Source organism: Mycobacterium bohemicum DSM 44277 (assembly GCF_001053185.1).
Lineage (GTDB): Bacteria > Actinomycetota > Actinomycetes > Mycobacteriales > Mycobacteriaceae > Mycobacterium > Mycobacterium bohemicum.
Genome location: NZ_CSTD01000005.1, coordinates 94900 through 109726, shown reverse-complemented (window position 1 = coordinate 109726; position 14827 = coordinate 94900). Strand labels below are relative to the sequence as shown.

Here is a 14827-nt window from a genome sequence, read left to right as displayed (position 1 = left end):
TTCTGTGCAACGTATAGGGGATCCGGGATGCCCTCACGCGCACCGGCGCCGCTCGGAGATGCTTCGGGAGCCGCATACCGCGCGGGTGAGAGAAGGTCTGCGATGGGTTGCCGTCAACACTGTCGGAGTCGGTTTAGCGCAACTCAGCCACAATCGGCGGCGCGTGGAGTTCAAGAGTCATCGCGCGGCAGGCATCAGAGCTCCGTTCCGTGGCCGCCCCTGGGCTCGCACAGTACGCTCGCCAAGCGGTCGCTACCTGCAATTAGCACGCAATCTTTGCCGAGGATTCACCGGACCAGTCAGAGCGGGAGTGAACCGAAAGTGTCCTTGGCCGGTCAGGAAACAACCGCTGCGCGACAATCTCTATTCAGAGTGCTTTGCGTTGCTGAGCGTCATCGCGGCCGTAGTGGCGGCGACGAGCGAAGCCAGTCGGCGTGGACCACGCCGCCCGTGCCTGCCATTGAGCGGATGATGCCGGTCTTCAACGCGGCGTGGATCCACTCCTCAAATCGGGACACCAGCAGCGGGTTGTAGTCCGATCCCACCGCCAACAGGATGCTGACCGACATCAGCATGACCACCCGGTGCACAGGCATGCCCAACAGGTCCTGCCAGATTGGGGTGGGTGGATTTCGCAGCGAGGCGGGCACATTCGCAAGCGGATGAACCGCTGACGGCTGGCCAGGTTGAGCGCCGTTGGGTCGCCCTGATGTTCGCAGCGATTCCACAACCGCCTCATCGACGCGCCGCGGGCTTGCAGGTTGCGCCATCGGGGTGGCTGCGAGAGGTCAGAAGGCATACGCGTAGGTCGGAGCGTCCACGCGAATTGCCTCACTCGTGGCCGAACTTGTCGAGCTCGGCGATGTCCTTGTCGGAGAGCGAGAGTCGCGCTCCGGCAATGTTCTCGCGCAGGTGCGCCGCCGATGAGGTGCCCGCAATCAGCAGGATGTTGGGTGCCCGGTACAGCAGCCAAGCGAGGGCGACCGACATTGGCGTCGCGTCGTGCCGGGCGGCTACGGCCGTCAGGGCCGAAGACTTCAGCGGACTAAATCCTCCTAGGGGGAAGAAGGGCACATAGGCGATGTCCTGTGCAGCAAGCGAGTCGATCAGCTCATCGTCTTGGCGGTAGGTGAGGTTGTACGCGTTCTGCACGCACACGATCGGCGCAATCGCCTGCGCCTCGGTAACTTGTTCGGCCGTCGCGTTGCTCACGCCGAGGTGCTGGATCATTCCCTGTTGCTGGAGTTCGGCGAGCGTCTCGAACGGCTCTGCGAGCGAGCCGGATTGGGATCCGGCGGCGTTACCGAGTCGCAGATTTACCACGCCGAGGGCCTCTACACCGAGCGTTTCCAGGTTCTCGTAAACGGAGCGGCGCACATCCTCGGGCTTTCGAGCCGGGGGCCAGCCACCCTGCTGGTCGCGGTTCGCGCCGACCTTGGTCACGATGTGAAGTGATTCGGGGTATGGGTGCAGGGCTTCATGGATCAGCTGGTTGGTGACGCGCGGTCCATAGGCGTTAGAGGTGTCGATGTGGGTGATTCCGACTTCGATGACCTCGCGCAGCACGGCCAGGGCGCTGCCGTGGTCGGCGGGCGGTCCCACCACCCCGGGGCCGGCGAGCTGCATCGCGCCGTAGCCGAACCGGGTGACGGTCAGCCCGCCCAGGTTCCAGGTGCCGCCGGGAAGAGCTGTCGGGGACGTGCTCATACTTCTGCCTTTCCAGCTGAGCTGGGCGGTGGCGCCCACGAACTTCTTGCATGAGTATCGGTGAGTAACTCGCCGACAGGAAGTACGCACTTTGGAGTGCCTAACACACCTCGGCGTGAGAGGAGACCTCGATGGAAACAAAGACGGCGGCGGCCCAGAAGGCACAAGCCAAAGCGGAATATGACGCTTTCTTGGCGGCATGTCCCAGCCACAAGCTGCTCGGCCGCATCTCCGACAAGTGGGTCACACTGATCCTGGCCACGCTGGGCAGTGACGGCTCTCATCGGCTAGGCGACCACTGTGCTGGTGAGCCGCGCCCGATGCGTTACTCAGAATTGTCCCGCCTATTGGCCGGCGTCAGCCATAAGATGCTCACTCAAACGCTGCGCTCTTTGGAGCGTGATGGTCTCATTACCCGCACAGCGACGCCCACGGTCCCCGTCACCGTCTCCTACGAGCTGACCGACCTCGGTCTGTCACTGCACCAAACGTTGCGCGGCCTCAAGACCTGGGCGCCGGTCCACATGGATGACGTACTGGCCAACCGCGCGGCATACGACAACCGCGCTCCCTAAACCAAAGTACGGAAAAGAACACAAGCCCCCTTGGGCCCTTTAAGGGTCCACTCTCGTGGATAACTGCCGACATCCATGAATAATCGCGGCGTCTTGGCTGCGCCGATCATCTGCCGGACCTTTGAAATATACTTCAGCACAACACTTTTCCGGGCGGCGATGCTGCACCGGCGCACCAGTCGACACGCTTTCCGGCGAGCTGCATAACGCAGTCCGACGAGCAGACAGACACCGGCGCAGTGTTCGGGTTCCATTCGCTACAGACGCATTCAGCGACAACCCCGACCAGCCCAGCCAAGGCCCAACGTGGGTCGACAATCCGTGGTCGGGTCAGTTCACCGAGCAGGCCGTGGCCTACTACCGGGACCGTGCAGCCGGCGGGGTGGGCCTGGTGATCATCGGCCCACGCGCGTGCACCCCTCCTCGCTAGCCGCGCCGCTGAGCATCGGGTCGATCTATGACGACCGTGCAATCGAACCGCTCGCCCGCTCGATGTCTAGTCCAGCTGGACCCGGACTGTGACCCTGCCGTCGTCATCACGGGTGGCGACCGCGTGCCCGGTGCGGTCGGCGCCGCGGAAGTTGACCAGCGTGATAGATCCCCCGTCGCCGAGGAAGTTGCGCCACCAGCTCTTGGAGCCCGGCCCCATCACGCGAATTGTGACCTGATCACCGGACAGCCGGTAGTTCACCGGGGTCTGGAAGCTACGCCCGGACCTGCGCCCGGTGTAGCGGATCTCGACCAGGTTGCGACCGACGATGCGGCCGAGAACGGGGACGCTGGTCATGCCGACGACCAGCCTGTTGAAGGCGCGTGTGGCGGGGTTGTTGAAGAAGCTGTTGGACACAACCGCCAGGCTAGCCCGGTAGGTGTCACTGACCGGCGTCGAGCTAGCCATTAGGCCGTATCGCGCAGCCCGGGCCGGCCGTTTACGCCTGGCGCCCCACCCGGCCTCATCCCGGGCGTTTCATCGCCGGCTCGATCCGGTCCGGCTCTTGCCTCGGTCGTCCTCGACGATCGTGTGGGCGCAGCTGCGCGACGGCGCCTTCGTCGTCAGGGACCAGGAACGCGCCGTGGCGCCGTTCGCAACGTAGGCGTCGGTCGTGTTCCACAGGCCGAGACGTATCGGCCCAATCGGATATTCGACTTTAGGAGTTCATTTCGCCGATACGCCCCGTGGTTGCCTAGACCCTCGGGCGAGATCGCATCAGCGCCGTGACGTCGAAGTCTCCGCGTTGCACGAGCCGACCACCGGCAACGAACATGCGGAGAAGCTATCCAATCAAGACAGGTTCGCGAAGCCGAATGACCGAATAAGCTGAGATAAACGGGCGGTGCGACCTGCGTTTACACGCATCAATGATTGCGATCGAACAACTTTGACCGATCGCCGTCCCGACCTGCAGAAGGCGTCGAAATCGCTGGGCCGCCTCCCCGGCGGCCGGCGATCTAGGTGAACCAGAATCGCCTACTCGTTAATCTCTTGGTTGAATCTCGACACTGCAGTCAGCGCGCCATGTTGGTGAAGCGCGAGAGGTGCAGCTGATGCGCGACGGTCACCGTCTTCGTGGGACCGTTACGGTGTTTGGCCAGAATGAAATCCGCTTCTCCCCCGCGCGGATCGTCGCGCTCGAACGCGTCGGGCCGGTGCAGCAGGATGACCATGTCGGCATCTTGTTCCAAACTTCCCGACTCGCGAAGGTCCGACAGCATCGGCTTCTTGTCCGTCCGCTGCTCGGGTCCGCGGTTGAGCTGACTGATCGCGATCACCGGCACCTCGAGCTCCTTGGCCAAAAGCTTGAGATGGCGCGAGAATTCGGACACCTCGACCTGCCGCGACTCGTGCTTCTTGCCCGACGTCATCAGCTGCAGGTAGTCGACCACGACCAGCTTGAGGTTGGCCTTCTGCCGCAGCCGGCGCGCCTTGGCGCGGATCTCCATCATCGTCAGGTTCGGCGAGTCGTCGATATACAAAGGCGCCTCGCTGATTTCGCTCATGCGCCGTGCCAGGCGGGTCCAGTCGTCGTCGTTCATCCGGCCCGACCGCATGTCGGCGAGCTTGATCTTCGCCTCCGCCGACAGCAGCCGCATCACGATCTCGGACTTGCTCATCTCCAGCGAGAAGATGACGCTGGCCATGCGGTGCTTGATCGAACACGACCGCAGGAAGTCCAGCCCGAGTGTCGACTTCCCCACGCCCGGGCGCGCGGCCACGATGATCATCTGCCCGGGATGCAGACCGTTGGTCACCTCGTCGAGCTCGGTGAAACCCGTCGGCACCCCGCGCGAGATACCGCCATTGGAGGCAATGGCGTCGATCTCGTCCATCGTCGGCTGCAACAGGTCCTCGAGCGGGACGAAGTCCTCGGACATGCGGCGCTCGGCAACGTCGTAGATCTCCGCCTGGGCGCGGTCGACGATCTCGGCCACGTCGGCGCCCTCGGCGCCCGCGTAGCCGTATTGCACCACCCGCGTGCCGGCCTCGACCAGGCGGCGCAACAGGGCCTTCTCCGCCACGATGCCGGCGTAGTAGCCCGCGTTGGCGGCCGTCGGAACCGTCGAGATCAAGGTGTGCAGATACGGCGCCCCGCCGATGCGGCGCAGCAGGTTCCGGCGGTCCAGTTCCGCGGCCACCGTCACCGCGTCGGCCGGCTCGCCCCGCCCGTAGAGGTCCAGGATGGCGTCGTAGATGTTCTGGTGCGCCGGGCGGTAGAAATCCCCGGGCCGCAGCCGCTCCAGGACATCGGCGATCGCGTCCTTGCTCAGCAGCATCCCGCCCAGCACCGACTGCTCGGCGGCGAGATCCTGCGGCGGTTGACGGCCGTAATCCTCGCTGGGCGACGATGAATCCATGCCCGGCGCCAGATCATCGACGACCGCCACGGGCCGCCTCCTCCCTTGACACACGCACCCGAACAAACTTTCGATAACCGGTCTTCAGAGCGTAAGCCAAGGCGCCGACACTTCCGCCCGACGGAACTCGCACACCTCGCGCCGGGACGACGTTAGACGTTGCTGGCGGTGCCCCGAAAGGGCCGCTGTTCATGAAGCTGTGCATGGCGTGTGCATATCTGTCGGCAGCTGTGTTGAACGGGGTGTGGAAAACCTGTGGAGCAATTCGGGGCGCTACGACATCCCTGCAGATAAGCGCCATACAACGCCATACATTTGGTGTGGACAAGAATCGCTACGGCGTGTCGCCGCAGGTTACTGCGCCGGGCGTGTTGTCTTTCACCCAGATTTTGGCCGCGTTAAGTCCTGGTTAAGGGCGGCGTGGCGCGCATGCACGGATTTGGTTCGCTGGGGCGGACCCTCGCGACCGCCCGTTCAACGGGCGCGGGGCATGCGCCAGCGCGAGGCAAACCCGGCGGCCGCCATACGGGCCGGCCGACCAGAGGGGAGCTAATGCTTCGGGATTAGCTGTCCGCGACCACGTCGAGGGCGACCTCCACGTCGATCTCGGGATGCAGGTGCACCGAGACGCGATGGGCGCCGACCGCCTTGATGTGAGCCTTGGGAAGCCGGACGATCCGCTTGTCGAGGTTTGGCCCCCCGGCCTTCTTGATCGCGCCCACGATGTCCCCGGAGGTAACCGAGCCGAACAACTTTCCGGAGTCGGCCGCGGTCTTCACCCGCAGCGACACCGGGCCCAGCGCCTCGATCGCCGTCTTGAGTTCATTGGCGTGTTCGAGATCGCGCACCATCTTGGTTTGGCGGGCCCGCCGGATCTCGTCGGCCTGCTTCTGCGCACCGCGCGAGGCGACGATCGCCAAGCCCCGCGGAAGCAGGAAGTTGCGGCCATAGCCGTCCTTGACCTCGACCGTGTCGCCGACGGTACCGAGGTGGTCGACGTCGGCCGTCAGTATCAGCTTCATCGTTTACGTACTTTCGTTGAGCGTGCGGCGGTTATCGCGCCGAAGACGTGAAGGGCAGCAGGGCGACCTCGCGGGCGTTCTTCACCGCGATCGCAACGTCGCGCTGGTGCTGCACGCAGTTGCCGGTGACGCGGCGCGCCCGGATCTTGCCGCGCTCGCTGATGTAGGTGCGCAGCAGCGCGGTGTCCTTGTAGTCGATCGCCTGCCCCTTTTTCGAGCAGAACACGCATTTGCGCGCCTTGACCGGCTTCTCCGGAGCCGGGCGCCGCTTGGTGCTTGACTTGGCCATGTCTGTCTTTCTTTCGTTTCCTACTGCTCGTTAGATGTTCGTGGGCTCAGAAGGGCGGTTCTTCGTCGCCGCCGCCGAAGGAGCCCGACGCCGGGGCGCTGCCCCATGGGTCGTCGCCGGATCCGCCGCTCGGCGGCGTCGCCGGCGCCTGGCGGGAACCACCGCCCGCGCCAAACCCGCCGCCCCCGCCGCCACTGCGGCTGGCCTTGTTGACCTTGGCGGTGGCGTATCGCAGCGACGGGCCGATCTCGTCGACCTCGACCTCGACGACCGTGCGCTTCTCGCCCTCGCGGGTCTCGAAGGACCGCTGCTTGAGCCGGCCGGTGACGATCACCCGCGCGCCGCGGGTGAGGCTTTCCGCGACGTTCTCGGCGGCCTCCCGCCAGATGTTGCAGCGCAGAAACAGCGCCTCGCCGTCCTTCCATTCCCCGCTCTGACGGTCGTAGATGCGGGGCGTCGAGGCCACCGTGAAGTTGGCGACGGCGGCGCCCGACGGGGTGAACCGCAGCTCGGGGTCGGCGGTCAGGTTTCCGACAACGGTGATCGTCGTGTCACCAGCCATGTTTTCCTCCTGGGTCCGCCTGGGGTCGGTAAATGGTCATGAGTGTCTCGCTGAGCGTACGCAGCGGCGCCGACACCGGACAGTCAGTGCTTGTCGGTGCGCATCACCTTGGTGCGCAACACCGATTCGTTGAGGCTCAGCTGGCGGTCGAGCTCGGACACGGTCGCCGGCTCGGCCTTCAGGTCGACGACGACATAGATGCCCTCGGCGTGCTTGGCGATCTCGTAGGCAAGCCGGCGCTTGCCCCAGATGTCCACCTTGTCGACGGTTCCGCCGTCTTTGCGGACGACGTTGAGGAACGTCTCCAGGGACGGGGCCACGGTGCGTTCGTCGAGCGTGGGGTCAAGAATGACCATGATTTCGTAGGGACGCATGGAAACCTCACCACCTCCTCTGGTCTCGAGCGGCCACGGTAGGTCCGTGGCAGGAGGGTCGCCTGCGTCGGCAACCGCCCCAGGGTACCGGACGTGGGGCGGGCCGCGAAATCAGCTACTGCCGCGATCGGTGATATTCGGCCGCCCTTGCCTTGGTCGCCTCGCCCGCCTTCCCCGGCGCGCCGGAGTCGAATGGGGGCTGCGGATCGTATTCGATGAGCAGCTGGGCGGCCTGGGCGGCCTCCCGGTCGACCAGGAGTTCGACGAGCCGGAGCGCCATGTCGATGCCGCTGGACACCCCCGCGGCCGTGATGATGCGTTCCGGTAGGTGCTCGACGACGCGTTCGGGCAGGTACCGCGCGCCCAGCTCGTTCAGTAGGTCCGCGGCCCCGAAATGCGTCGTCGCGGTCAGCCCTTCGAGCAGTCCCGCGGCCGCCAGCAGGAGCGCGCCGGTGCACACCGAGGTGGTGAAGGTGGTGTTGCGGTGCACCGACCGCAGCCACTCCAGCAGCGTGTCGTCGTGGATCAATTCGCGGGTCCCGATGCCGCCGGGGCACACCACGACGTCGGGGGCATCCAGCTCGTCGAACCTGGCGTCACACGTCATGCCGAGCATCCCGTTCTCGGTCCGCACCTCGCCGCGCCGATGCCCGACGAACACCACCTCGATCGTCGGAATCCGTTGCAGCACTTCGTAAGGGCCCACCGCGTCCAGCGCGGTGAACCGCGGAAACAGCGGGATCGCGACCAGCGTCATGAGCCCGCCGCCGCGGTCGACAATTCGGCATCGGCCTCGACGGCCGGGGCGGGTGCGCGCTGACCGGCGGGACGCAACCACGCCGGCAACCAGCCGGGTGGGGCGTCGGGGGCGCGGTCGAACGACCCGCCCACCGGGTCGTCCACCCGGCCGCCCCAGCGCACCAGATCATCGGCGGGCCGATAGATTTGGCGGATCACCAAGGCGCACAGCGCAATCACCGCGATGTCACGCAGCAGCACCGTGGAGGTGAAGAATTGCTCGGGCAGCGACCGGTTGGGGTTGCCGTAGAGGTAGTACATGCGAGGCACCCACACCAACGCGTCGATCGTCATCCACGCCAGCAGCAACCGGCGGTGCGGCAGCGCCAGCACCGCCAGCGGCACCAGCCACAACGAGAACTGTGGGCTCCACACCTTGTTGGTCAGCAGGAAAGCCGCCACCACGAGGAACGCCAGCTGCGCGACCCGCGGCCGCCGCGGCGCGGTGAACGCGACATAAGCGATGCCCACGCAGCACAGGGCGAACAGCACCGCGACCACCGCGTTCAGCACCGTCGGCGGTTCCCAGAACCCCAGCTTGGGATCGAAGCCGCGCCACCCGGTGAACGACTTGACGACGTTGTACAGCGAGTCCATGTCGTCACCACGCCGGGTGTTCAGCCGGAAAAACTCCGACCATCCGCGCGGAAACAGCACCAGCACGGGAAGATTCACCAGCAGCCAGGTCGCCCCGGCCACGCCCGCGGTGCGCGCCAGCGCGCGCAGCCGCCCGGTCCGGATCCCGAGCACCAGCATCGGGCCCAAAAACAACAGCGGGTAGAGCTTGGCGGCCGCGCCCAACCCGATCAGCACCCCGGCCAGCCGCGGTCTGCGGCGCGCCCAGGCCAACAGACCCGACATCGCGAAACCCGTTGCCAGCGCGTCGAAGTTGGTGAAGATCTGGAAGATCACCAGCGGCGACGCGGCGACCAGGGCCGCGTCCCACACCCGGCGGCCCGCCAGCCCCGCCGTCGCCCACACGGTCGCCAGCCAGGCCAGCGCCAACCCGAACGCCGCGACGTCGAAGAACATCACCACCTCGGCCACGACCGGGACCGGGGCCAACTTGCTCAACGCGGTGTAGCTCTTGGCAACCGCCATCGACGCATACTGATAGATCCCGGTGAGCACCGGATATTCCATGTATCGCACCGCCGGCCGGCCGTCGTATCGGGTCTGCGGGGCACCGCCCGCGTCGGTCTCGATCCAGCTGGACTTGTAGGGAAACTTGCCCTGGCTCAACAACTCCGCGCCGTAGAGCGGCACCGTGTCGGAGTAGCACAGCTCGTAGTAGGCGCGCTGGTTGTCCCAATTGGCGACTCGCTGGTCGCCCGTCCCGCTGCCGGAGCTCTGCAGGCACGCGGCCTTCGTCGACCAGCCCAGCGCCAGGAACACCAGGGCGGCGACGAACATCACCCGCAGGGGCGTCATCACCCGGGAGCGTCCGATCAGCGCGTGCCGACCGACCGGTCCGCCGATGACACCGGCGAGCGCGGCGCCGAGAAAGTCTGTCCGGCTTGGGCAGTCGCGGTTGTCGGCGCAGCGGAGATCCTCGGCCAGCCGCGACGGTGAGATGTTGGGACTGTGCGGCCCGGTCACGGCGGGGGTTCGCCCGGGGGCGGGGCCTGCGGGCCGCCCGGCGGGACGCCGCCCGGCGGGGAACCCTCGGGAGGGGGCGGACCGGCGGTGATCGTCGTGGGCGGGCCGACCGGGATCGTGATGCCAGGCGCTACTTCGACGGTGGGCTGGATCACCGTCACCGACGGCGGCGCCTGGGGCGGCGGCGCAGGGGCCGGCACCCCGGCGTAACCACCGATCTCGGTCGGCTTCGGGAAGGACTCGTTGGAGGTGCCCTTCAACGCGCCGTCCATGGTCGACTTCCAGATGTCGGATGGCAGGCCCGACCCGTAAACCGCCGCACCCGAAGCGGTTACCAGCGGCTGGTCACCCTTGACCGTGCCGACCCACACCGCGGTCGACAGCGAGGGTGTGTAGCCGACCATCCACGCGTCCTTGTTCGACGTCGTGTCGCCCAATTGCGTCGTGCCGGTCTTGGCCGCCGACGGCCGCCCCCCGGCCAGGCTGTGGCCGCGCGAATAGCCGGCAATGGGCTCCATCGCCGCGGTGGCGTTGTCGGCCACCGCCTTGGGGATGCGCTGCTCGCCGCTGTTGTCCGAGTTGCTCGCGTCGAACAGCACCTGGCCCTCGGAGTTGACCACCTTCTGCACGAAGTGCGGCCGGTGATAGATGCCGGAGGCGGCGAGCGTGGCGTACGCCGAGGCCATGTCGATCGGCCGAGTTTGGTACTGGCCCAGCACAACTCCGTTGTTGGGCGGGCCACCCTTGCCATCCTCGGACAGCGTGTGCGCGACCCCGGGGAAGCTGGTCGCGACGCCGGCTTGATGCGCGGCGTCCGCAACCGCCTGCGGTCCGCCTTTGAGTTTGAGCATCAACCGGTAGTAGGAGGTGTTCAGCGATTGCTTGAGCGCCTCGGCGATATTGCAGGTCCCACAGCTCTCGCCGTCGACGTTGGTGATCTTGATGCCGTCGACCGTCAGCGGTGAGCTGTCGACCTGGTACCCCAGGCCGATGCCCTGTTCGAGGGCCGCGATGAGGCAGAACACCTTGAACGACGATCCGGTCTGCAACCCGGCCTGGGCGAAGTCGAAGCCGTTGGCATCGGAACCCCCGTAATAGGCGCGGATCGCGCCGTTGTGCGGGTCGATCGAGACGACGGCGGCCCGCATGTCCGGATCCTGGCCGTCGAGGTATTTCGATACGGCCTTCTCGGCGGCCTGCTGAGCCTTCGGGTCGATCGTGGTGGTGACCTGCAGACCCTGGGTGTTCAACGTCTGTTCGTCGATGTTGAACAGCTCCATCAGTTCTTTGGTCACCTGACGCTCGATCAGACCGTCCGGACCGCTGGTCTGGTTCTGCTGGCGGGCCAGATCGGGCGGCACGGTCGGCGGAAACACCTGGGCCGCACGATCGCTCGGGGAGAGGGCTTTGGTCTCCACCATGCCGTCGAGGACCCAGTTCCAGCGCTCGGTCGCGCCCTTCAGGTCCACCGCCGGGTCCAGCGAGGACGGCCGCCGGATCAGGGCCGCGAGCAGCGCGCCCTCCGAGACCGTGAGCTGCTCGGGGGGCTTGTTGAAATAGGCCTTGGCGGCCGCCGAAATGCCGTAGGCGCCCCGGCCGAAGTAGATGATGTTCAGATAGGCCTGCAGCACATCGTCTTTGGACCACTCCCCCGACATCTTGGTGGCGATGACCAGTTCCTTGGCCTTGCGCATCAGGCCGCTGAAGCCGTGCTGCGCGGAACCGACGAGCGCGTTCTTCACGTACTGCTGGGTGATCGTCGAGCCGCCCTGCAGGTCTCCGCCGCCGAAGAGGTCGTTGTTCACCGCACGCGCAAAGCCGGTGAACGAAAATCCCGGATTGGTGTAGAAGTTCCGGTCCTCGGCGGCGATCACGGCCTGACGCACGTGGACGGGAACCTGGCTGAGGTTGACGTCGACCCGATTGCCTTCGGGCGGAATGATTTTGGCAATCTCGGAGCCGTCGCTGGCCAGGATCGTCGACACCTGGTTCGTGCGGATGTCGCCCGGTTTGGGCACGTCGACGATGAAATAGGCCATGCCGAAGGTGACGATCGGCAACAACACCAGCATGGCCACGGTGAGGTAGGCCGCGCGTCGCACCCACAACCAGTTGATCTGCCGGGTCCAGCCGCGGTCGCCCCCGCGCCCGGGGAGCGCGGGTCCCCGCCCTCCGGGGGCCGCCGTACAGCGGGCGGTCGCGACGCGAACCCGTCGCGCGGCCGTCCAGCGCCGCCTTGACCTCCTCGATGGCATCCCGCTGCACCGGGCCGGTCGCCGGGCTGTCCAGCGCCGCCTTGACCTCGTCGATCGAATCCGCCCGCCACGGCGGCCGATCGTCGACGACGGGCGGGAGGACGGTGGTCAACCGGTCGTCGGGGGGAACCTGGCGGCGCGAGCGCGGCGGCGGGGGGTTGGTATCCCCAGGCTCGCCGTCCTGGCGGTCGGGGATGTCGTACTTGGCCACATGCTCGTTCGCCGGCGCATTCGCGTCATTGGGCGGCTGGCTGTGGCGTCCCTCGTTACTCAATGGCCGTGCGGGCGCCGTTGCGCGCCGTCCGCGTGCCTTTGGGCGGGCGCGCCGCGCCGAGCACATATGACTTGACCAGATGATTCCAGCTGCAGGTCCGGCACACCTCCACCACGTGGACCGCGAATTCGGTGTAGCGAGTCGCCAGCAACACGAGCTCTTCGGCGGTGCGGGCCGAGCCCGAGACCGGGCCCAGGTGTTCGCCGAAAACCCACGACACCAGAGTGAGCTGTTCCTTCCGGCAGATCGGGCACATCACCTGGCTCTGCTTGCCGTGAAACTTCGCGGCGCGCAGCAGATACGGGTTCGCATCGCACACGTCGGACACGCCCCTGCGGCCGGAATACACCTCGGCCAGCAGCGAGCGGCGCCGGAGCGCATAGTCCACCACCTGTCGCTGCAGTCGCACGGTGACCAGAGTACGTCTCCATCGTCGCGACCGATATCCAACATGGGGCCGCGGCGCGGGAACCGGTCAGCACGCTCCGCGCCGCACCGGTCGACGTCAAAACCACCCACCTGGTGATCGAGCCGGCAATCGACCCGACCACGGCCGGGACGCTGTCGTTGTCGGTGTGCGCCTCCGGCGACTGTGGCGGTGGATGCATCGTCTTCGCTGGTGGCGGCGCTATCAAACGGGTCGAACAGCCCTCCTGAGCGCGTGCCCAATGGCACCCCACCACCAGGTTGAGTTGTGGCAAATATATCGAAACGATACGATGACGCGAGACGTCGGCCCGTCGTAACCAGCGATGCAAAAGGAGGTGGATCGATGCTGGAACTCGCCATCCTCGGCCTCCTGATCGAATCACCGATGCATGGCTACGAGCTGCGCAAGCGGCTGACGGGCCTGCTGGGCGCGTTCCGGGCGTTTTCGTACGGTTCGCTCTATCCGGCGCTACGTCGGATGCAGGCCGAGGGCCTGATCGCCGAGAACGCCGCCCCGGCAGGCACACCGGTCCGCCGGGCCCGCCGGGTCTACCAGCTCACCGACGAAGGCCGTCGGCGCTTCGCCGAGCTGGTGGCGGACACCGGTCCGCACAATTACACCGACGACGGCTTCGGGGTGCACCTGGCCTTCTTCAACCGGACTCCGGCGGAGGCGCGGATGCGCATCCTGGAAGGCCGCCGGCGTCAGGTCGAGGAGCGCCGCGAAGGTTTGCGCGAAGCGGTGGCGCGGGCCAGCAGTTCGCTGGACCGCTACACGCGGCAGCTCCATCAACTCGGGCTCGAGTCCAGTGAGCGAGAAGTCAAGTGGCTCAACGAGCTCATCGCCGCGGAGCGGGCCATGCCGGGCCTCTCCGAACAGGCCTGAATTCCCCTGCACAACAGAACAAATGACAGCCCAGCCGGGACACACGGTTATGAAGTTAGGAGAACGCCCGATGAGTGAGCAGCAGCCGTTAGGGGCGCCGGAAGTACGAGTCGCCATTGTCGGTGTCGGGAACTGCGCGTCCTCATTGGTTCAGGGCGTGCAGTACTACCAGGACGCCGACCCCAACAGCACCGTGCCCGGACTGATGCACGTGAAGTTCGGCCAGTACCACGTCCGCGACGTGAAGTTCGTGGCCGCCTTCGACGTGGACGCGAAGAAGGTGGGCTTCGACCTCTCCGAGGCGATCTTCGCGTCGGAGAACAACACGATCAAGATCGCCGACGTGCCGCCGACCGACGTGGTCGTGCAGCGCGGCCCGACGCTGGACGGGATCGGCAAGTACTACGCCGACACCATCGAGCTGTCCGACGCCGAACCCGTCGACGTGGTGAAGACGCTCAAGGACGCCGAGGTCGACGTGTTGGTGTCCTACCTGCCGGTGGGCTCCGAAGAAGCCGACAAGTTCTACGCGCAGTGCGCGATCGACGCGGGCGTCGCGTTCGTGAACGCGCTGCCGGTATTCATCGCGTCGGACCCGGTGTGGGCCAAGAAGTTCGCCGACGCCGGCGTGCCGATCGTGGGTGACGACATCAAGAGCCAGGTCGGCGCCACCATCACCCACCGCGTGATGGCCAAGCTGTTCGAGGACCGCGGCGTGCAGCTCGACCGCACCATGCAGCTCAACGTCGGCGGCAACATGGACTTCCTGAACATGCTCGAGCGCGAGCGGCTGGAGTCCAAGAAGATCTCGAAGACGCAGGCGGTGACCAGCAACCTGCAGCGCGAGTTCAAGACGAAGGACGTGCACATCGGGCCGTCCGACCATGTCGGCTGGCTGGACGACCGCAAGTGGGCGTACGTGCGGCTGGAGGGCCGGGCTTTCGGAGACGTGCCGCTGAACCTGGAGTACAAGCTCGAGGTGTGGGACTCGCCGAACTCGGCGGGCGTCATCATCGACGCGGTGCGCGCGGCCAAGATCGCCAAGGACCGCGGGATCGGCGGACCGGTGATCCCGGCGTCGGCATACCTGATGAAGAGCCCGCCGCAGCAACTGCCCGACGACGTCGCGCGGACCCAGCTTGAGGAGTTCATCGAGGGGTAGGGCCGCATCCGCAAGGCTCGGCCGTGAAGTCACACCCGTCAC

At 66.3% G+C, this 14827-nt stretch carries 12 protein-coding genes and 3 pseudogenes; 3 read left to right on the top strand and 12 right to left on the bottom strand.

The features are described 5' to 3' along the window. Positions 1-431 precede the first annotated feature (431 nt). Both BN971_RS26035 and BN971_RS20395 read right to left on the bottom strand, forming a co-directional pair. Positions 432-617 (bottom strand): annotated as a pseudogene (locus tag BN971_RS26035) (MMPL family transporter); the annotation flags it as partial. A 214-nt stretch (positions 618-831) separates the two neighbouring features. Continuing rightward, the gene (locus BN971_RS20395) at positions 832-1707 is read right to left on the bottom strand and encodes an oxidoreductase (protein ID WP_085179743.1); all 876 of its coding nucleotides are present in this window, start codon (positions 1705-1707) and stop codon (positions 832-834) included. A gap of 131 nt (positions 1708-1838) precedes the next feature. Here BN971_RS20395 and BN971_RS20390 point away from each other — a divergent pair, with 131 nt between their 5' ends. Further along, on the top strand, positions 1839-2282 hold the full coding sequence (locus BN971_RS20390) for a winged helix-turn-helix transcriptional regulator (RefSeq protein WP_085179744.1): 444 nt from the start codon (positions 1839-1841) through the stop codon (positions 2280-2282). 496 nt (positions 2283-2778) lie between these two features. Here BN971_RS20390 and BN971_RS20385 read toward each other — a convergent pair whose 3' ends face one another. The 10 genes and pseudogenes from BN971_RS20385 to BN971_RS20340 form a co-directional block, all read right to left on the bottom strand. Further along, a complete protein-coding gene (locus BN971_RS20385; protein WP_085179745.1) occupies positions 2779-3129 on the bottom strand; it encodes a hypothetical protein in 351 nt (116 codons plus the stop codon). Positions 3130-3788: 659 nt separating this feature from the next. Continuing rightward, entirely contained in the window at positions 3789-5165 is a 1377-nt protein-coding gene (gene dnaB / locus BN971_RS20380; RefSeq protein WP_085179746.1) for a replicative DNA helicase, read from the bottom strand. Positions 5166-5698: 533 nt separating this feature from the next. Next, on the bottom strand, positions 5699-6157 hold the full coding sequence (rplI, locus tag BN971_RS20375; RefSeq protein WP_085179747.1) for a 50S ribosomal protein L9: 459 nt from the start codon (positions 6155-6157) through the stop codon (positions 5699-5701). Positions 6158-6188: 31 nt separating this feature from the next. Beyond that, positions 6189-6446: a 30S ribosomal protein S18 gene (rpsR, locus tag BN971_RS20370; RefSeq protein WP_085179748.1), complete on the bottom strand. Its 258-nt coding sequence runs from the start codon at positions 6444-6446 to the stop codon at positions 6189-6191. Positions 6447-6492: 46 nt separating this feature from the next. Next, positions 6493-7008, bottom strand: coding sequence for a single-stranded DNA-binding protein (locus BN971_RS20365; RefSeq protein ID WP_085179749.1), 516 nt, complete (start codon positions 7006-7008; stop codon positions 6493-6495). An 83-nt stretch (positions 7009-7091) separates the two neighbouring features. Continuing rightward, entirely contained in the window at positions 7092-7382 is a 291-nt protein-coding gene (rpsF, locus tag BN971_RS20360; protein WP_044509152.1) for a 30S ribosomal protein S6, read from the bottom strand. Positions 7383-7497: 115 nt separating this feature from the next. Continuing rightward, positions 7498-8139 (bottom strand): DJ-1/PfpI family protein, encoded by a 642-nt coding sequence (locus tag BN971_RS20355; RefSeq protein ID WP_085179750.1) that lies wholly within the window; start codon positions 8137-8139, stop codon positions 7498-7500. After that, positions 8096-9779: pseudogene (locus BN971_RS20350) on the bottom strand (glycosyltransferase family 87 protein); the annotation flags it as partial. The pseudogene BN971_RS20350 and the gene BN971_RS20355, both read right to left, overlap by 44 nt. After that, positions 9776-12230, bottom strand: a pseudogene (locus BN971_RS20345) (transglycosylase domain-containing protein). The pseudogenes BN971_RS20350 and BN971_RS20345, both read right to left, overlap by 4 nt. Before the next feature lie 70 nt (positions 12231-12300). Then, entirely contained in the window at positions 12301-12717 is a 417-nt protein-coding gene (locus tag BN971_RS20340; protein WP_085179753.1) for a DUF5318 family protein, read from the bottom strand. A 363-nt stretch (positions 12718-13080) separates the two neighbouring features. Here BN971_RS20340 and BN971_RS20335 point away from each other — a divergent pair, with 363 nt between their 5' ends. Beyond that, positions 13081-13623, top strand: coding sequence for a PadR family transcriptional regulator (locus BN971_RS20335; protein ID WP_085179754.1), 543 nt, complete (start codon positions 13081-13083; stop codon positions 13621-13623). 70 nt (positions 13624-13693) lie between these two features. Continuing rightward, positions 13694-14785, top strand: coding sequence for an inositol-3-phosphate synthase (locus BN971_RS20330; protein ID WP_085179755.1), 1092 nt, complete (start codon positions 13694-13696; stop codon positions 14783-14785). Positions 14786-14827: the final 42 nt, after the last annotated feature.